This window comes from Gardnerella bivia, assembly GCF_049262715.1.
GTDB classification, from domain to species: domain Bacteria; phylum Actinomycetota; class Actinomycetes; order Actinomycetales; family Bifidobacteriaceae; genus Bifidobacterium; species Bifidobacterium vaginale_A.
Genome location: NZ_CP058399.1, coordinates 468,749 through 489,167, shown reverse-complemented (window position 1 = coordinate 489,167; position 20,419 = coordinate 468,749). Strand labels below are relative to the sequence as shown.

Annotated in this window: 7 protein-coding genes and 1 tRNA gene; 4 read left to right on the top strand and 4 right to left on the bottom strand. The window is 38.6% G+C overall.

What is annotated here, in order from left to right; all coding sequences use genetic code 11:
• Nucleotides 1–672 precede the first annotated feature (672 nt).
• The 3 genes from HXT27_RS02180 to HXT27_RS02170 form a co-directional block, all read right to left on the bottom strand.
• Nucleotides 673–746: transfer RNA gene (locus HXT27_RS02180), tRNA-Thr, on the bottom strand.
• Nucleotides 747–935: 189 nt separating this feature from the next.
• On the bottom strand, nt 936–1,856 hold the full coding sequence (locus HXT27_RS02175; RefSeq protein WP_075523595.1) for a DsbA family protein: 921 nt from the start codon (nt 1,854–1,856) through the stop codon (nt 936–938).
• Nucleotides 1,857–2,161: 305 nt separating this feature from the next.
• A complete protein-coding gene (locus HXT27_RS02170) occupies nt 2,162–4,267 on the bottom strand; it encodes a serine/threonine-protein kinase (protein WP_233186135.1) in 2,106 nt (701 codons plus the stop codon).
• 296 nt (nt 4,268–4,563) lie between these two features.
• Between HXT27_RS02170 and HXT27_RS02165 the strand changes: the two genes are divergently transcribed.
• Nucleotides 4,564–5,691, top strand: a complete 1,128-nt coding sequence (locus HXT27_RS02165; protein ID WP_075523593.1) for an ABC transporter ATP-binding protein — start codon at nt 4,564–4,566, stop codon at nt 5,689–5,691.
• A gap of 210 nt (nt 5,692–5,901) precedes the next feature.
• Entirely contained in the window at nt 5,902–7,308 is a 1,407-nt protein-coding gene (locus HXT27_RS02160) for a DUF4032 domain-containing protein (RefSeq protein WP_103043355.1), read from the top strand.
• 125 nt (nt 7,309–7,433) lie between these two features.
• On the opposite strand, the gene HXT27_RS02155 is transcribed toward HXT27_RS02160, so the two are convergent.
• Nucleotides 7,434–11,936, bottom strand: a complete 4,503-nt coding sequence (locus HXT27_RS02155) for a glycoside hydrolase family 95 protein (RefSeq protein ID WP_158245141.1) — start codon at nt 11,934–11,936, stop codon at nt 7,434–7,436.
• A 690-nt stretch (nt 11,937–12,626) separates the two neighbouring features.
• On the opposite strand from HXT27_RS02155, the gene HXT27_RS02150 reads away from it, so the two are divergent.
• Both HXT27_RS02150 and HXT27_RS02145 read left to right on the top strand, forming a co-directional pair.
• On the top strand, nt 12,627–18,257 hold the full coding sequence (locus tag HXT27_RS02150; RefSeq protein ID WP_369803157.1) for an endo-alpha-N-acetylgalactosaminidase family protein: 5,631 nt from the start codon (nt 12,627–12,629) through the stop codon (nt 18,255–18,257).
• 224 nt (nt 18,258–18,481) lie between these two features.
• A complete protein-coding gene (locus HXT27_RS02145) occupies nt 18,482–19,906 on the top strand; it encodes an alpha-L-fucosidase (protein WP_075523922.1) in 1,425 nt (474 codons plus the stop codon).
• Nucleotides 19,907–20,419 lie beyond the last annotated feature (513 nt).

Genomic DNA, 20,419 nt, shown 5'->3' with positions numbered 1-20,419 from the left:
CTCTTTGCATGTTTAGTCTTTTAATCTTCGGTTAATCACCGAGATTTTTCGATTTTTCTTCTTCATTCGATGAATCACCATCAAAGATGCTGAGGTTCATCTCATTCAGGGCGAAAAATCTTAAATCTCTGCCTAACTAATAGCAAAGCATACGTTGTAAAAAATCCTATAGTTTCATCGACAATGTCGTTTTGCACATATCATGCAATTCGAAGTTTTTGGAATCAAATCGAATCAAATCTAATCACACATAATTACACAAATTTTTGCTGATATTCACGAATTTTTCTGTATGCATGAAAAAGGGGCGGGAGAGAAGGGGATTTTCCCGCCCCTGTGAGGTGGAGCAGGTTGGGGGACGCTCCACACTCAGTTTCTCAGAAACCCTGAGTTGGGGGAAGGTTTCTGAGAACTTACTCGCAAAAAGAATATGTATTTTTATTATTATACGTTGTTAGTTATGCATGTTATTTAAACAGAAACACATTTCAACAATAATACGAGTACCTAACTATGAACAATAAATATTTACAGTTGTTGAATCATCATTTGCACTATTGAAATGTATTTACAATTTATGTTTGTTACATAAACGCATATTTGCAAAATATCGCAGTATCAAGACAGAAAATGTTTTTTGATTGTGGATACAAAACTTCGAAGAATAAACAGAGCCTCCTGCCGGGATCGAACCGGCGACCTGCCGCTTACAAGGCGGCCGCTCTGGCCATCTGAGCTAAGGAGGCAGTGCGCATAAACATATGCGCTAACAAAACATTGATTAGTGTACCAGCAACTATTGTTTGTGGCAAGTGTGCACGTGTCATATTTTGTTACTTTTATTTGCTAATCAATTTTTGTCATGTTTTTGGATTGAAAACAATGCTTTAATAGTTGTTTGCAAATGTGCTTAAAAGCTACGTTTTGCAATTATTCTATATAGCAGCAGGTGTTCCTTTATCATCTAGTTTTGGACGCACGGTTGCAGATCCTAAATCTTTTTCGTCTAATCCAATAGATTTCAAAATTTCATTAAGTATATTCAAATTATTGGCATTGACTTTACTCATGTCGAAAATATGTCCGTTAATCGTCACTGTTGGTGTAGTCATAGAACCTGCATTAGAGCCACTTATATTCCAAAGTTCTTTTCTATCAGGAGTTGCTGTATTCATAGTCTTCTGCCATTTTATGTAATGACGTTGGAATGCGTTTTCTGCAACTTCTTTTTTGATTCCTGACTTTATTGCTTTTTCAGCAAGTGTTTTATTGCTTACAGGCGTGTATCTATCGCCTTCATCTGGTTGGAAGTCTTTGTCAAAAATATTACTTATAAATTCCAAAAGAGATTTTGGATTGTTGCTGTTATCTGCAATGTAATAAATTCCTCCTGTAACCCTAGAAGAATAGTGATCCGTAGATAGTGGATCAAGGAATGACATTGGGTAAATTTCCATGTTGATTTGCCCTGCTTCCATCATTTGGACTAGATACGGATCGATATTTTGGTTGAAGTTAGCGCATCCTGGGCACATAGGATCAAAATACACAGCTATGGTTGGTACTCCCTTGACAGGATTGTTATACCCGTTTTTGCTTATTGCAATGCCGCCGTAATTATTCATATTTTTTGGTTTTTCTGCAGTTTTGACGGCCTTGAGAGATTTTTTGGCTTTAATTGTTTTTTCTATTTTATTTTTAGTATCTGCGTTTTGCGCATTATATGTTGTGATGATTATGCCAGTGATCATCGCTATAATTACGAGAACAACAACAATTCCAATAATTGTCTGTTGGCGGCGTTCTTTTTCTTTTAATGCGCTATTAGATTCTCTCTTTTCGGCTGGTTTTATCATGCCTATCCTTTCGTATCACTTTTGCGCATAACGCAGTCGTGTTTAACGCAGTCGTGTTTAACGTAGTTGTGATGAATTTGTATTTTATAGAATTTAGTTACTGTGATAAACATAGTCTAATGTACGGTATCAACGGAATTATGCGTAATGATTTTCGATGATTTTGAATTCTGCGGAATGATGCGGAATACTATGGAATGATACGGAATGATTTGGAATGATTTTGCGTAAAACTTGATTTTTGCAAATTTAATGCTTTCAGTTAATGTCTTCCTAGTTAATGTCTTCCTAGTTAGTGTTTTCCTTTAATTTCTTCCTGCGCCGAATATAGCTCCCAAACCTAATCTAATCATTCTAGATCTGCCGAATAAAGATACTATAATCCATCCAATCAATACTCCTACGGCGTATCCTATTGATGTAGGCGAAAAGATTTCTGGAGTATAAGAAGGAAGTAGAATCACCCATTTTTTTACAAATAGCCACTCTGGAAGATATATAGGGAATTCCATAAGTTGGCAAGTCGCTTTAATTAAAAGTGGATAAATATATGCGAATGAAATTGATGTGATGGAAAGTATTAGTAAAGACGGAATAGTATATAGAATCGCTTTTAGAAAATGCCATGGTATAAAAAATATGCGTAATAATCTATCTTTTCCTATTCCGTCATTTATTTTTTGTCGATGTATATGTGATGAAACATTGTATCCCGTTGTTGCGCAAATAATCATGAATATCGCGTGTAAGAATAGAGATGCTGAAGTAGATATGCATGTTGTTGCAAGAAGTATTGGCATAAAAATAAGTAGAAATAACGTACCTCTAAGTAGATACGGTCGTGCTTTTTGGTTCAGATTTTCTTCTTTTGAATCATAATCATCTTGCGTTTGCGAAAGATTTGCTTGCTGTGTTGGATTTGTGTTTTCTACTCGCGTAACTGAGTTTTCTGTCGGTGGATTTACTACTTGTGTGGCTATTTCTTGTGCTTTCTCCGACTTTTGATTTGTGTTCCCTACTTCGATATTTTCTATTTTTCGAATTGATTTGCTCTCGTTTATAGGGTTCTGGTTTGTGTTCTGAATTGGATTAAATTGATTTTCTATTATTGGAGCTGCAATTGTAGTTGTATATGCCGGAATTGTGCCAATGGGCGTTGTGCCAGTGCCAATGTGTGTTGTGTGATCTAGAACAGAAGTTGGTAAAACGTCATCTGCCCACATTTTTCTAACGTTCAAAGTCTTAGAGCTAGTGTCAGCTTGACTGTTATTGAAGTAGTTTTCGTTTTCTTTTCTTTTATTATTTTTGTAGTTAGATTCGTATGTATCAGTTATATCAGTGTAGTTATTTTCGATATTTCTTACACTGTTAAATGATATCGTTTCTGAATCTTCTTCTGTTTCATGTGAAACATTGATAGTTTGTGACGTGTTTTCACTATCTTGATAGTTCATATCGCTAGAGAATTTAGAGGTTTGCTGAATATAAGGTTTACTCGTATTCTCATCATCTAATTTAGATTCAGAAATATTTAACTCAAAAGGGAGCATCGCCCCTTGCCAAGCAAGAGGATTTTCTGCATCTTTTGCAATCGCTTCCTCAAGCTCTTCTGGAGTGCATCTTTGATTACGATTTGGATTTAGAGCAGATCTTAAAGCATCCATAGTTCTAGGCGGAATGCCATTAAGATTCGCATTTCCGGAAGCCGCGCGTTCCAAAACTGCCATCATAGGCTTTGTTCCAAAAACAGGCTTCCCTGTTGCTGCAAATGCAAGAACTGCTGCTAAAGACCACCAATCTGTAAGCTCGTCAGAATCTGAGCCTTCTATTATTTCTGGCGCTATAAATCCTGGAGTTCCCATAACTAAGCCGGTTCTAGTCACGTGACTTTCGCCTTCTCCCATTGCGATTCCAAAATCTACAAGTACTGGTCCTGTTGCAGAAATCATTACATTTGTAGGTTTTATATCTCTGTGGACTATTCCAGCAGAATGAACTGCTTTAATAGCATCAATTAGTTTGTGCGCAAGTCGTTCTAAATCATCTCGAATATACGGACCATTTTCTGCAACATCTTCCTTCAAATTTAAGCCTTCAATAAGTTCAGTGACTATGAAAGCTATAGATGCGTCAAGTTCCATGTCGACTATTGAACAAACGCCAATGTGATTTATACGTTGTAATGCAAGTGCTTCTCTTCGTAAGCGAGTTCTTGCGAGATTTTGTTCGTTTTGTGTTGCGTAGTCATCTTCGCTCGCGTTTTCACGTAAAATCTTCATAGCATATTCTTGACCTCCGTCATCGCGAACTTTCCACACAGAGCCCATAGCGCCGCCGCCCAGCCTTTTTATAAGTGTGTATCCGCCAATATTGCTGCCTTGGCTTAAATCGAACATGCTAATATCGTTCATGTTTTTATGGTAACTCAATAGAGTGTTAAATCTAGATTATTAAGCGTAGTTAGTGTATTGATTTTTTTGCCTTTCTATGCATTGCTGACGACACGCCGATGAAAGCTAATTGCAGATTTAGTGTTTTGTTAGTGAAAGCATGTTATATTTGATTATGGCTCAACGAAGAGAACCTTCAATGGACCAGATAAGTAATGTGTGCGTGTAAGTCCAGCCGAAGTCGGAAACGGACTTGTGAGTGCACACCCTTCACAACGGATCGTTCGGCACGTACCTGCCGATGAAAGGAACATATCATGGCAGAAGTTGTATTTGATCATGTGACTCGCATTTACCCGGGCAATGATAAGCCATCGGTTGATGATTTGAACATGACTATTAAGGATGGCGAGTTCCTTGTGCTCGTTGGTCCATCTGGTTGCGGTAAGTCTACTACTTTGCGAATGTTGGCTGGTCTTGAAGAAGTCAACCGCGGTCGTATTCTTATTGGCGGTCGAGATGTGACTACAATGCAGCCAAAGGATCGCGATATTGCAATGGTCTTCCAGAATTATGCATTGTACCCACATATGACCGTTAAGCAGAACATGGGCTTTGCGTTGAAGATTGCTGGTGTACCTGCAGAAGAAATTGAGAAGCGAGTTCATAAAGCTGCTCAAGTTTTGGATTTGACTGAGTATTTGGATCGTAAGCCAAAGGCTTTGTCTGGTGGTCAGCGTCAGCGTGTTGCAATGGGTCGTGCAATTGTTCGTAATCCAAAGGTCTTCCTTATGGACGAACCTCTTTCTAACCTTGATGCAAAGCTTCGCGTTCAGACTCGTACCCAGATTGCCGCATTGCAGCGCCAGCTCAATGTCACTACTCTTTACGTGACGCACGATCAGACTGAAGCTTTAACTATGGGTGATCGTATTGCTGTTATTAAGCTTGGTGTTTTGCAGCAGGTTGGTGCTCCAACAGAACTTTATGATCGTCCAGCAAACGTGTTCGTTGCAGGATTCATTGGCTCTCCATCTATGAATCTCAATCAGCATCCAGTACTTAATGGTCGTGCTCAAATTGGTGAAGATTCAATTATTTTGCCTCAAGAAGCTGTTGCAAAGCTTACTCCGGAAGATAATAATCAAATTATAGTTGGCTTCCGCCCAGAAGATGCAAGCTTGGCTACATTCGATGATCCAAACGCATTCTCCTTGAATGTTGTAAACGTTGAAGATCTCGGTTCTGATGGCTACATTTATGGAAACATTGTAACTGACGGATCTGCTGCTGAAGCAGCTACGATGATGTCTGATCAGAATAAGCTCACGACTATTCGCGTTAATCCTCGTGCTCTTCCAAAGGTTGGAGATACAGTCAAGATTAAGATTGACCCAGCAAAGATGCATTTGTTTGCACCATCTACTGAGTTGCGCTTGAACTAATTGTTATTCTCATAACTTGCACGGTTTGATGTAATGCGATTAATGCGGGGTTTGCATAACGCTACCCCGCATTTCGCATCACTTCTTAGAGTGATATTTTCTTTGCAAATCATATTAAGCATTAGAAAATTATTGCAGTTGTGTTGATTATTGGTAAATAATCAAAATAAAGTATCATTATCATTCACACTGACGGGTAGATTAGACAATATGGAATGGAACGAAGCTGCTTATATTGATCCGCGTGCTGCTCAAGCAACCTCGGTTTCGGCTCAAGATGAAGAGCCTACAAGACGCGAGCCTTCAGCGTTAAAAATTACTTCTGCAGTGTCAAATCCTAGAATGTTTATGTTGCCTTGGGAACTTCCGCTTTCTCAATGGCCAAAAGATTTATTTGTAAATCTTCCTCGAGGTATATCTAGACACGTTGTAAGATTTGTGCACGTAGGCGATGAAGTTTACGCGATGAAGGAAATAACAAGACAAGTAGCAGAAAGAGAATATGAGCTTCTCCGCCGTTTACGTAAACTTGAATTGCCAACCGTAACGCCTATTGCTGTGGTTGCAGGTCGTAGAGATTCTAATGGTGAACCACTTGAGGCAATGCTTGTTACAAGACACTTAAAGTTTTCTCTTCCATACCGCGCTCTGTTTGCAAGAACTTTGCGTCCAGATACTGCAGAAAGACTTATTGATGCGCTCGCTGTTTTGATGGTTCGTTTGCATCTTTCAGGCTTTTATTGGGGCGATGTTTCACTTTCTAACGTTTTGTTCTTGAGAGATGCAGATGCTTTTTCTGCATTCTTGGTTGATGCTGAAACTGGTGACTTGCACAGTAGTTTGACTCCGGGTCAACGAGAATATGATATTGATTTAGCTCGTACAAATATTATTGGTGAGTTAATGGATTTGAGCTCCGGACAGTTGTTGCCTGGGGAAGTTGATGAAATTAGCATTGGAAATCGTTTAGTAGATAGGTATCATTCTCTTTGGAGCACGCTTACGGACGTTGATAAATTTAGTCCTGATGAAATGTGGCGTATTGAAAGACGTGTTAATCGTTTGAATGAATTAGGCTTCGATGTTGATGAGCTTGAGATGAAAACGTCTGAAGACGGTAGACGTGTATTAGTTCGTCCTCGTGTTGTGGATGCAGGATACGCATCTCGTAAACTTTTGCGATTGACTGGCTTAGATGTGCAAGAAAATCAAGCTCGTCGTTTGCTTAATGATTTAGATGCTTACAGAACTTCTACTTGGAGGCAAGGAGAAGAACTGGAAATTGTTGCGACTGATTGGATGCGTGAAGTTTTTGAGCCAACAGTTCGCATGATTCCGCCTGAGTTTCGTTCACAAATCCAGCCTGCTCAATTCTTCCATGAAGTGCTGGATCATCGTTGGTTTATGGCAGAACGAGTTGGGCATGACGTTTCTATGCAAGATGCTGTAACAAGTTACATCAAAAATGTGTTGCCACAATACAAGATAGATAAAGGCGTTCTTGCTGCTATTAACGCGGATGCTGATTCGGGTGTAGTTGATGACGAATACACGTATTCTAAAGCTGCTTATAATCCTGATGAAGATGATCAAGATGCGAGTGTGTGGGCAAGTTGAAATTTGCTTATAATGTGAAATCTATATTTGTGTGTTTTTGAAATAATTTTATGAAAAATAAATATGGCGTAATGTTTTGTAACCAAGCACTACGCCATATTCTTTATATATTTGCTTATATTTGCTTATAGATTTTGTTTTAATCGTAAAGCTTTTATTCCTATAGCTATTAGGCAAATAAATGTTGCGCATAATGTCATAATTGCAACATTCACGCCAGTGTTAGTGAGGTTGCGTTTGGCTCTCTTAGACTCACTATTATTCTTAACTTGTTTCTTAACAGTGTTCTTAACAGTGATATTAGTCCAAGCAATCTGTTTACCAGTTTCATCAACCAACACAACAGTATGCTTACCCGAATAATCAGATGGGAACAAAGCATCAAACTCAGGCTTACCATCAACCATTCGAACAGTCACATACTTAGAACCATCAGCACTCTTAAGCAAACGAGGATTAGAGTAAATATACGCATAAGCGTAAACCACTCCATCGCTCTTAAGTTTTTCAATAAACTCGTTATCTGAAATATTCAATATAACTTTGTTTGCAACACCTGCAGTAGCAACATTATTGTTACCAACAGTAAGAGTATTCTTCAACTCAGGTTCAAGACTTTTAACAGACTTAGGCGCTGGAGCTGCTGGAGCAGAAGCCGCAGGAGCAACAGGAGCCGGAGTCTTATCTGGAGCAGGAGTTGGAGTTGGCGTTGGAACAACCGGAGCTGGAGCTGGAACAACCGGAGCTGGAGCTGGTGGTACTACTGGAGCTGGAGCTGGTGGTTGAGGTGCTGGCGCAGGAACAATCGGAGCAGGTGGCTCAGGCGTTACAGGACCAGGCTCAGGAGCAGGAGTCACAGGCTCAGTTCTTTTACCATCGTTTCCTTTAGAAATTGTATATTTTTTGCCTTTAAGGGTAGAAAATACTATAAGTTTTTCTCCATTTTTGTTAGTAACAATCTTGGAAGGAATTTTCGTTCCTTGTGAAATTGAGTCAGCATTCTTTGAATCAATTTCACGAACTTCTAGCTTATCAATATCGCTACTGCTCTTCGTGATTTTTATTGCAACAGTACCGCCATTGCGTGAAACTATGGAAACTAAATCTGCTTTTCCATTAGACCATGCAATATCAATTTGGAAGTTTCCTCGTGCAATTAAGCCTTTAACGCTACCATTTTCCCAAGCATCTGGTAATGCAGGAAGAATATTTACATAGCGTGAATAAGATTTTCCGTTAGTGTCAATGAAAGTCGAGTTTGATTGCATAAGCATCTCATTAACACCTGAAGTATTTCCAAAATTACCGTCTATCTGGAAAGGTGGGTGAACGTCGAAAAGATTTGCATACATCGCATTTCTAATTTGATTTTCAATAAGACGATAAGCGTGGTTTCCATCTCCTGTGCGAGCCCAAGAGTTGATTCTTTGTCCAACTCCCCAGCCTGTTGCGTCATCTCCGCGCAAAGTCATAGACTTTTTGGCTGCTTGCATATATTGGGAGTTGTCAATTGTTATAAGATCTCCAGGGAATAATCCGAGCATGTGTGACATATGCCTGTGATTATTTTGATATCCAGGTATATTTCTTCCATCCTCAGTCTTACCAATTTCCCCTTCGTTATACCATTCTTTGATTTGACCACTCTTGCCAATTTCAATAGGTTTCAGTAGGCTTTTTGCGCATGACCATGAGCGATTTGCATTAGCATTTACAAAAGATCCGTCATCATTCTTTTTCCAGTTATCTGGAGAGCAACCGTCAAGATTTCCAACTAAATCTTTATCTACGTTTAATGCATTAGCTGCGTCAATTGTGTCTTTAAGCATCTGCCATACTAGGGAACTTTCGTACGTGTTTCCATCTGTGCCTTCAGGCCCATGTTCAGGTGAATATGCAACGCCTGTTGTGAGTCTAAAACTACCATCGCTTGCTTTGTGAGAAGATTTGTGAAGCATGTAGTTCAAGTACAAATGCGATTCCTCTTTCAATAGAGGATATATGTCGTTTTTAAGTTGATTAAGATTTCCGCTGTATGCATAAGCGTCATACACGTTTTGCAAAATCCAAGGTACTGCTGCAGGGCTCCATCCCCATGAGAAAGCTTCGCCTGGCGTAGTCCACCCGTATGGAGTGTTTTCAGTGTGTGCCATGAATCCTTCGCCGTCACCAATAGGAGTGTTTTCGTTCTTGGTTTCTGCTCCAGCGTAAATTTTTGCAGTTAGTCTTCCTGGCTTAACAAGGCCTTTGATATAAGTTATTAGCGGTTTAGAAAGTTCAGCTAAATTACCTGAATATGTTGGCCAATAATTCATTTGCAAATTTACGTTCATATGGAAGTCAGATCCCCAAGGAATAACTGTATTGTGAGAACTATCTATTGCAGAACTCGACCATATTCCTTGCAAATTTGCAGGTAATTGGCTATCTTCGCGAGAAGATCCGATTGCTAAATATCTTCCATATTGGTATATTAAGGCTTCTAATTCGCTTTTTTGCTCTTTAGTTGCAATGTTGTTGGAATATGCTTCCAGTAGTTTATCTGTAGGAATTGTTCCGAATTCTTTGCTATTTTTTTGATTGTTTATATTAAGAGTTAAGCGATTATAGAACGATTGATAATCCTTAATATGATCTTTCTTGATTTCGGCAAATCCTTTATTCGCTGCAAGTTGCACAGCGTTATGCACTCTTAAATCAACTTGTTCAGGAGTTTCCTTAGTGCGATAATTTGGATACTCTTGTTTGTAATCTGTTGCAGCTGAAGTGTACATAGTTACAGTATTTGCGCCGGAAACAATTAGCTTACCGTCATTGCTTGTTTTTATAGTTCCGGAATCAACAACTACTTTCGCTTGAGCGTTGTAAATAAGACCGTTATTTCCCAATCTGCCTTTAACGATAATAGTGTCGCCTTTTGCGCTAACAGAAGAATCTTTTTTACTGTATCCATTATTAGGGTTGAAAGAAATAGTCAGATTAAGCTTATTTTCGCCACTAGCGTTGAAACGGGAAACTAATACATTATTTGAGTGTGATGCGAAATATTGTCTTGTATACACAGTGTTTGAGCGCGTGAATTTTACATTTGCTATCGCTTGAGATATGTTCAAATCACGTTCGTAATTTTTGTATGACGTATTATTCTCAAATCCATAATCCACAAAAATATTTCCAAAATTCTGGTATGCTCCTTGCTGTAGCGAGTCAAATCCGCCTGTTAATGAGCTTGGATTAACTGTTTGTGCGCCATTTTCAAGCTGTTTGTTTAAATCGCGTAGAGTTTTGCCATTTTTACCTTTTGATTCATCGTTTCCACCGATGTAAGTTCCGTGCGAACCTGGGCCGCCTGTCCATAAAGTTTCTTCGTTAAAAGTAATTCTTTCTTTACCTACTTCACCGTAGATACTTCCGCCAATGCGACCATTTCCAACTGGTAGTGTAGTTTGTTGCCAGAGGTTTGTTTCTTGTGAAACTCTGCCTTCCCCATGGTAGAGCTTTGTTTGTGACGCTGGCTGTTTGTACCATAAGCGATCATCATTTTTTGATATAAGTTCAGTGTTTTTATCTTGATTATCGTTTGAATATGTTGTGTAAATATTGAAGCTTATATGCGATTGTGGGTAATTTTTATCGATTATTGTAATCTCATGCGCGCCAATATCATTCGCGTCAAAGCCGGCGCCAATTATTTCGTAGTCATTTTTGCTAAGTATTTTAGAAGTTTGATCTGAAGTTTTAACTCTTCTAACTTCTAATCCGTCAAGATTTAGCTTTTCTCCTTGCTTGTAGTGTGTTTTTGTAGGAAGAGTTACGCTGAGAGTGTAGTCTTCTGGAGAAGGTGTAATAGTCATATTTGGCTGCATGGACTGTGTTATTCCTTTAAGCTGAGAGATTGACTCTGTGCTTGCAAATCGAACGTCAATATGCTTACTTTCGCCAAGCGCAAAAGTTATTTTCTTGTTGTTTTTAGCAAATTGATCACGCACTATTTTTGTTACATCTAGTTGAACGTTTTCGCTAGATGTCACAGACATATTGTCTTTGTATTGTAGCTCTTTTAGTTCAAAAGGTGCGGATTCTATTACAATTCTTCCATCTGAAGAATCAAATCGTGGTCTATTTGCCCATGTTGCTTCAGATGTTGAACAAGAACTTGCATTATTTGTGCATTGAGTGTCGTCAACGGCAGTGATTTTTACAGTATCGGTTCCATTGTGTTTCGCTGGACCTGCTGTACCTAAATATGTGAGACTGATGCGTGCATTTTTTGGAGCTTTGCTGTAATGAGAAAGGTCGAATGTTATCAATCCCATTTTTGCGTCAGTTCCATCGTTTACATCAGTAGATTCGAATTTTTCTCCAAAGTCACCGTAGCCTTGTGGTTGTAATGCCGCTATGTAGCTACGAGCTTGCATATTCGTTATTTTTTCATTTTGCCATGTTTGTAATGACGAATCTGCTGAAGCTTGAATTGTTGATTCTTCAGGTGATTTTTGGTTTATTATTTCGCTTGCGATTGCGTTCGTTGATTGTAAGAATGTGCCAAGCAATCCTATTGTTACGCAGCTTGCCATTATTGCTTTTATGCGGTAAGCGTGGCGCTTGTTGCATATAGAGTTTTTCATATTCTTCCTTTTTGCGAGTTGCTGCATTGCAACTTTTAAGCGTGATTATTTGATACGGTTAGCTTTAAAAACAGCGTTGTCAAGCTAACTATATTATTTGTCATGCTTTTGTAAAATAAATTTACGATTCGTAAGATTAGCATAAAGGATAAGCATTTTCAACTAGTGTAAGCCCTTATTTTAAGGGAATATAATAGATATTTTTATTGCTATAAAATGTAAAGTCACGTGACACAAGAATTGGATATTTGTAGTATCAATTAAATAATAGTTAAATGTTGGTTTTTCTACAAAAAATTGTAAATAAAACAGATATAACTATTTTTTCACGGGGGGGGGGGCATCATTTTAATATGCTTGATATTTCAAGGAAAAATAAACCTATGCCTCCTATATATATAAATAATTACTAATTTTCGTTTTACTTTTTGCAAACTAGGTATATAATTACTTTTACACTGTTTCGTGTACTCGATTTAGAGCGTAATGTAGCGCGCTAGTTGTGTATACAAGAAAGCAAAAGGAGGTGTTAGTTCCGAGTAGATAATTGGTTTTTCTATTTTTGATATTCGTCATATTTTATTGGTCATTACAGCGCGCCCAGCGGTGAGCGCGCAAAGTTATAAGTTAGTTTGAGTTCAAGATTTGGGTTAATCCCCAAAAATTCTCACAGTTGAGAAAAGGAAAAGTATGAAACGATTGGTGGCTGGCACAGTAGCAGCTACACTGTCAATAATGCCGTTGGCAGGTAGTTTTGCTTTTGCTATTCCTGCATGGGCTAATGACTCTGTTGCTTCGCAAGCGGTTGTTGCAAGTTCTGAAACACCTCAAACCGCTTTAGCGTGGTCATTAGACCCTCAAACGAAAAAAGGCGGCGAAGTTTTAGAAAAGGATTCTGGGTGGTATCACTTCAAAGCTAGTGATAAGAATGGTAACGCTGCTAATAACCCTAGTAAATACCCTGCTGTAGCTATTAACAATAAGGAATACAATTTTGCAGATTCCGGTAATTTTGCTACAACTATTAGAACTAAAGAAGATGGAACTAAGAATAGATTTGGATTCTATCTTGGTTATAAAGATCCTGGAAATGGCTTATTTATAGGTTTTGATTCTGGCGGATGGTTCTGGCAGACGTATTCTAACGGCAACGGCGATTGGTTTAAAGGTAATAGATTACCTGCTCCAAAAGCTGGTGAGAAAACTGAGATAAACATTCACTGGGCTGAAGGTAAAGCTATTCTCCTTGTTAATAAACAAATTGCATTCACTGTTGACTATAGCGGCATTAAAAATAATCTTTCTAAAAAACTCGCTATGAAAGCTGGTGCTTGGTCGAGTGAGCTAACTGATGTTGAAATTAAAGATCCAGATGCTCCTAGCCAAACATATAAGATTTCCGGAAAAGTCATTGGGGATAATTCTTCTGCAATCAGCGATGCAAGAGTTCAATTAGACGATAAAATTATTCGCACTAAAAGCGATGGCGCATTTGAATTCTCTGGTTTAGAGCTTGGTAAACACAAGCTGTCTATTGTTGCAGCTGGCTATGATGAATTCAAGCAAGAGATTAAACTCGATGGCTTAGATGTTAAATTAAATAATATAACTTTGAAAAAGTCTTCAGTATTTGAAACTGAAAAATTGCAAACTGAAGATATGGACGTTGTGCTCCATAAGAATTTCCCTGCTGTATCTTATTACACTATGAAAAAGCTTGAGAATCATGTAATGGATGCTCAGAGTAATAATATTCATACTGTTTCTATTAACGGTACAAATGTTAAGTTAAAGGATTCAGATGTTCAGTTTACGAAAGTAAACGACACTAAAGCTCAATATGTTCTTAGCGTTAAAGATGAAGGTCATAATATTGATGCAAAAATTAGCGTTACAATAACTGTTGAGAAAAATCAGCTACGTTTTGATGTTACAAAGATTGAAAATAAAGCTGGTGAACAAAATCCAGTTCAAACGCTTTACTTCCCTGAGAATAATCTAGTTTCTGTAAACAGCTCTCAAGAAGGAGCTACATTTACAGGAGCTCGTATGTCGTCAAATACGCAGATTCCTGGAGATAAAACTTTTGCAATTACAGATGGGTATACTCTTAAAGACAATGGCGATTACACGTATGGCTTTGTTTCTAATAATCAGCTAAGCGCTGGTTTGTGGAGTAATTCTGAACATAATGGAACTGTTGCTTATTCTGGAATTGAAGGTGGTTCTAAGAATACTCGAGTAATTGCATCTGCAAAGCAAGAATCTAAAGGAACGCAGTTTGGCTTAACAAGCGCTCCTTGGTATTATCATCGCATTGTTTCTGATAGCAAAGGAAATAAGTACACTGTTGGCGAAACGGATATGCCAAAGTCTGCTGTAGTTATTAGTGGCGATGAAAATAACGATGGTGTAATCACTTGGCAGGATGGCGCTATTGCTTACCGCGATATTATGAACAATCCTTACAAGTGTGAAGAAGTTCCTGAATTAGTTGCTTGGCGAATTGCTATGAACTTTGGTAGCCAAGCACAAAATCCATTCCTTACAACTCTTGATAATGTTAAGAAAGTTGCTCTTAATACCGATGGTCTTGGTCAGTCTGTGCTCTTAAAGGGTTACGGCAATGAAGGCCATGATTCTGGTCACCCAGATTATGGTGATATCAACAAGCGTGCTGGCGGCGCTTCGGATATGAACACCTTAATGGAAAAAGGTAAGAAGTATGGCGCTCGTTTCGGCGTGCATGTTAATGCTTCAGAAATGTATCCGGAAGCTAAAGCCTTTAGCGAGCAGATGGTGCGTCGTAATGGTAAAAGTGGAAGTCTTCGTTACGGCTGGAATTGGCTTGATCAAGGTATTGGCATAGATGGTATTTATGATTTGGCTTCCAACTCTCGAAAGAATCGCTTTGGGGATCTGAAAAAAGAAGTCAAAGATAATATGGACTTCATTTATCTTGACGTTTGGGGTAATCAAACAAGCGGTGCTGAAGATTCTTGGGAAACTCGCAAGATGTCGAAGATGATTAACGACAACAAATGGCGAATGACTACAGAATGGGGTGCTGGAAACGAATATGATTCAACATTCCAACATTGGGCTGCTGATTTAACTTACGGTAACTCTACGATGAAGGGAGAAAACTCTCAAGTTATGCGCTTCCTTCGTAACCATCAAAAAGATAGCTGGGTAGGTGACTTCCCGAGCTATAAAGGCGCAGCTAATGCTCCGTTGCTTGGCGGCTACAATATGAAGGATTTCGAAGGCTGGCAAGGTCGTAATGATTACGATGCTTACATTCGGAATCTATTTACGCATGATTTGTCTACTAAGTTTATTCAGCATTTCAAAGTAGTTCGTTGGGTAAATAGCCCATTAGATGCTTCTTCCGTGCGCGATCCTAAGACTAATAACAGTAATGAGCAAATTGATCTTGCTGATGCTCATGGCAATAAGCTTGTTATCTCTCGTGAATCTAATAATTCAAAGTCGAGTGAGTATCGCAATCGCACTATCAAATTAAACGACAAGATAGTTGCATCTGGAGCTGTTTCTGCTGGTGATAGCGGTCAAGGTGGTACAGAATCTTATCTTTTGCCATGGCTTTGGGATGTAAATTCTGGAAAGCTTGTAAAAGATAGTGATCAAAAGCTTTATCACTGGAATACCAAGGGTGGTTCAACTACTTGGATTTTGCCTAAGGGCTGGGAGAATCTTCAAAACGTTACTGTTTACAAGTTGACAGATCTTGGTAAGACTGATCGAACTGTTGTGAATGTTGCTAACGGTAAAGTTACTTTGAACGCTAAAGCTGAAACTCCATATGTTATTTACAAAGGTTCTGTGGACGCAAAACGATTGAATGTAACTTGGAGTGAAGGCATGCATGTTGTAGATGCTGGCTTCAATGGCGGTGAAGAATCATTAAGCAAGAATTGGAACTCTGTTGGTGCTGGCAAAGCAAGTATTGCTAAGAGTCAATTTAGTAATCCAATGCTTAAGCTTAGTGGGAAAGTAAAAGTAAGTCAGAAGATTACTGATTTGAAGCCTGGAAAACATTACGCATTGTATGTTGGTGTTGATAATCGATCTTCTGCTGCTGCGCGTATGACTGTGCGATCTGGAGATAAAGTATTAGCGACTAATGAAACTATGCGCAGTATTGCAAAGAATTATGTGAAGGCTTACTCTCATAATACTAATTCTTCAACGGTTGATGGCAGCAGCTATTTCCAGAACATGTATGTGTTCTTTACTGCTCCAGCAAGTGGTGAAACTACTTTGGAACTTGAGCATAGTGGCGAAGGAGATACTTATTTCGATGATGTTCGCGTTGTTGAAAATGAATACACTGGTTTGAAGTTCAATAACAAAGGCGAAGTAACTGGACTTGACAATGACTTTGAGCATAATGCGCAAGGTATTTGGCCGTTTGTTATCGGTGGCACAGAAGGTGTTGAAGATAATCGTATTCATCTTTCTGAAAAGCATGCACCATTTACTCAACATGGATGGGATGTAAAGAAAGTTGATGACGTATTGGGTGGCGATTGGTCTGTTAAAGTCAATGGTTTAGTTGGCAGAGATAATTTGCTATATCGAACGATTCCGCAAAACTTTGAGTTCAAGCCAGGCCATAAATACACAGTTGAATTTGATTATCAAGCTGGAAGCAAAGGCACATATGCTGTTGTTACAGGTGAAGGAGAGTTCAACGGAAGTGTATTGAGTAGCAATTCTCTTGAAAAAGCAGAAGGAACTACGAAGCACCATACGTTCACTGTTATTGGTGGAGCAAATGGCGATACGTGGTTTGGAATTTATTCTACTGATAAAGACGCGACTTTGCCTAGCGGTGTTACTAGTAATGATGAAGCTAATTTTGGCGGTTATAGAGATTTCATACTCGATAACCTCAAGATTAGAGAAGAGAAGCTTGACGCTGTAACGCGCGAGCAAGCTAAAGCTAAGTACGATGCTATTAAGCAAAAGTGGGATGCTAAGTGTGAGAAATTTATTGCTCAAGTGCAAAAATCTTATGCTGAACAACTAAGTCGTATTCATGCAATTATCGAGAAGAGCGATGCAACTTCTGACGATTTTGCTCAAGCTGTAAATATGCTTGATGTTCTAGATACATTTATGTCTAATGCTCCAGTTGATAATGCAAGCGATAAGTACGATGTTGCTCGCAATGCTTATAGCATAGAAGTTGGAAGCTATCAACCGCGATCTGATAATGAAGGTCCAGCAGAATTAGCGAATGACGATGATCCTGGCACCTGGTGGCACACTGTCTGGGGTGGCAATGCTGTTAAAGATGGTACTGCTTGGTTTGAGTTTACGCTAAATAAGCCTATGACTATCAATGGTTTGCGTTATTTGCCACGTACTGGTGGTGGTGTTAACGGAAAGATTAAGTCATATAAGATCACTATTACTAAAGCTGATAATACGATAGTCGAAAAGTCTGGCGAGTTTAAGACTGGTGGTTCTTGGCAGAAAGCTGATTTTGGTGAAGATATTCAGAATGTTAAGAAAGTTCGCATAACAGTTCTTACTTCTGCTGGAAATCCTGCGAATACCTTTGCTTCTGCAGCTGAGTTGCGTCTTACTGCTCCTAAGACTCCAGTGCCAGTAGTGCCTCCAGCTCCAGTAGTGCCTCCAGCTCCTAAGCCTGGTCCTGTGACTCCTAAGCCTGGTCCTGTAACTCCGGCTCCTGCACCAGTTCCAGCTCCAGCACCGGCACCGGCTCCAGCTCCAGCACCGGCACCAGTTCCAGCTCCAGCTCCTGCGGCTTCTGCTCCAGCAGCTCCAGCGCCTTCCTCTGTTAAAAGTCTTGAACCTGAGTTGAAGAATACTCTTACTGTTGGTAACAATAATGTTGCTACTGCAGGTGTTGCAAACAAAGTTATATTGAATATTTCAGATAACGAGTTTATTGAAAAACTTAAGAGTGATGGAGTGGTTTACGCTTATGCGTATATTTACTCTAATCCTCGTTTGCTTAAGAGTACTGATGGTTCTAAGTATGTGACTGTTCGAATGGTTGATGGTAAGCCTGAGTTTAACGCTTTGTTCCCATCTGATTATTCGGGTAAGCATACTGTTGTGTTGGTTGATGAAACTGGTAAACAGATCGCTTGGACTAATATCACTGTTAAGAATACTGTTAAGAAACAAGTTAAGAATAATAGTGAGTCTAAGAGAGCCAAACGCAACCTCACTAACACTGGCGTGAATGTTTTGAGCGTTCTTGTTGTTAGCTTGTTAGCGTTTGCTGTTGCGTGTGCTCTGCGTAAGCTTCGCGCAAACTAAACATAAGCAATACAACTGATATAACTGAATAATTGATATTTCGTAATATCAGTTTGCGATTACTAGGGGTGGAAGATTTGCTCTTATAGCAGTCTTCTGCCCCTTATTATCATTTATCAAAGTTGAAAATTAAAAATGTGTACTTTTATTTACTCTTTGCTAACATATGTACAATTTGTTATTCAATGTAATGTTGCGTTGATGTGAATAAGAATGGTGTAATTATGAATAAAAATTATCTTGCAAACGTGAAACCTACTGCGCGACAGATTGCTTGGCAGAGCATGGAAATGTATGGTTTTATACATTTTGGCATGAATACTATGACTAATCGAGAATGGGGATTAGGTCATGAGGATCCATCTTTATTTAATCCAGATAAGATCAATGTAGATCAGTGGCTTGATGCTTTGAAATCTGCTGGAATGACAGGAGTGATACTTACATGCAAACATCATGACGGATTCTGCTTGTGGCCATCTGCATATACAAAACATACGTTACAGTATTCTCCATTTAAGAATGGTAAAGGTGATATAGTTCGTGAAGTTAGTGAATCTGCTCGCAAACATCATATGAAATTTGGAATATATCTTTCACCATGGGATAGAACTGAAAAATCATATGGAACTGGTAAAGCGTATAACGATTTTTACATAAATCAGCTTGTAGAGTTATTAACTAGTTATGGACCTATTTTCTCTGTTTGGCTTGATGGTGCTTGTGGTGAAGGTGAAAATGGCAAAACGCAGGCTTATGATTGGCAGCGTATTTATGACACTATTCGCGCGCTTCAACCTGAAGCTGTTATTAGCGTTTGCGGGCCAGATGTTAGATGGTGTGGTAATGAGGCTGGTCATGCTAGAGCTAATGAGTGGAGTGTGTTGCCTACTGAATTGCGCAGTGCTGAAACAGTTGCGTCAAAATCTCAAAAAGCTGATGATGGTGAGTTTTCTCGACAGTTTTCTTCTACTGATGAGGATTTAGGTTCTATAAAAGTGTTGGATTCTTATGAAGGATCATTATGTTGGTATCCTGCAGAAGTTGATACATCTATTCGTAAAGGATGGTTTTATCACGAAAGTGATGATGATACTGTTCGTAGTGCTGACGAACTATTCGATATATGGTGTAAGTCGGTAGGAGGTAATTCTACACTTTTGTTGAATGTTCCGCCAAATTCTCATGGATTGATTGCTGACGTTGATGTTAAAGTTTTACAAGAGTTTGGTCAGAAGATTTCTGATTTTAATAAACGAGCTTTGCGCGATAGTAAAGAAGTAAAGATTAGTGTAGAAAATCCTACAGATTACGAAGGTGATCTTCAAGCTTTACTTAATCGCAATCAAGAAGAAGTTTTTTGTTGTAATAAGCCAATAGGGTTGTTTATTGAATTTTCTAATCCTTTAATAATAGATGCTCTTGTTCTTGAAGAAGATATAAGAAGAGGTCAGCATATTGAAAAAGTAAAGATTAGTATTACTGATGTAGATGGTGTAGAACATTGCGTTAGTGAAGTTGAGTCTGTAGGGTATCGCAGAATTATTCGCTTCAGTGCGATTTATGCTGCATCATTGCGAGTTCGTATAACTGATATTCGTCAATATTTTGCTCTTAAATCTTGCTATCCTGTTTTAGCTAAATATTAGGTTCGTTTTATGTGAGCTTTAGCTAAATCTTAGGTAGCTTTAGGTGTGTCTTAGCTAAGTTTCACGTGAATCTTATATAAAACTTAGCTGACTATCATCTAAAATTTATATAAAACTTAGTTAAACTTTATCTAAGCGTGTTGCAAAAAATACTAGTAGTTTTTATTACTTGTTTTTGCAAAAATATTTATAACATAATGGGCTGCTTACATAATCAACGAGCAGTCCATTGTACTATTTTTCGTATATGTAGTTTTAGAAATTCTATAATGTCCATATTTAGTATAGGTCAACACTATATACGTTTTTATAATTGGATACATAAGCTGTGAATAACATCTTGTATTTTTCGTATTTAGTACGCGAATGGCATCCTTTATGAATGCTTATTTTTGCCCTTATATTAAAGATTATTAAAACTTTTGAAAATTTTATTTGTTTTTTTGGAAACATAGTGTACAATTAAAGATGTGTGAGGAAGCACATAACAAAACGTCGATCAGTTGAAGCAAG

Coding starts and splice junctions, on each gene's coding strand:
- HXT27_RS02175 (WP_075523595.1), bottom strand. CDS start 1,856: ATGATAAAACCAGCCGAAAAGAGAGAATCTAATAGCGCATTAAAAGAA.
- HXT27_RS02170 (WP_233186135.1), bottom strand. CDS start 4,267: ATGAACGATATTAGCATGTTCGATTTAAGCCAAGGCAGCAATATTGGC.
- HXT27_RS02165 (WP_075523593.1), top strand. CDS start 4,564: ATGGCAGAAGTTGTATTTGATCATGTGACTCGCATTTACCCGGGCAAT.
- HXT27_RS02160 (WP_103043355.1), top strand. CDS start 5,902: ATGGAATGGAACGAAGCTGCTTATATTGATCCGCGTGCTGCTCAAGCA.
- HXT27_RS02155 (WP_158245141.1), bottom strand. CDS start 11,936: ATGAAAAACTCTATATGCAACAAGCGCCACGCTTACCGCATAAAAGCA.
- HXT27_RS02150 (WP_369803157.1), top strand. CDS start 12,627: ATGAAACGATTGGTGGCTGGCACAGTAGCAGCTACACTGTCAATAATG.
- HXT27_RS02145 (WP_075523922.1), top strand. CDS start 18,482: ATGAATAAAAATTATCTTGCAAACGTGAAACCTACTGCGCGACAGATT.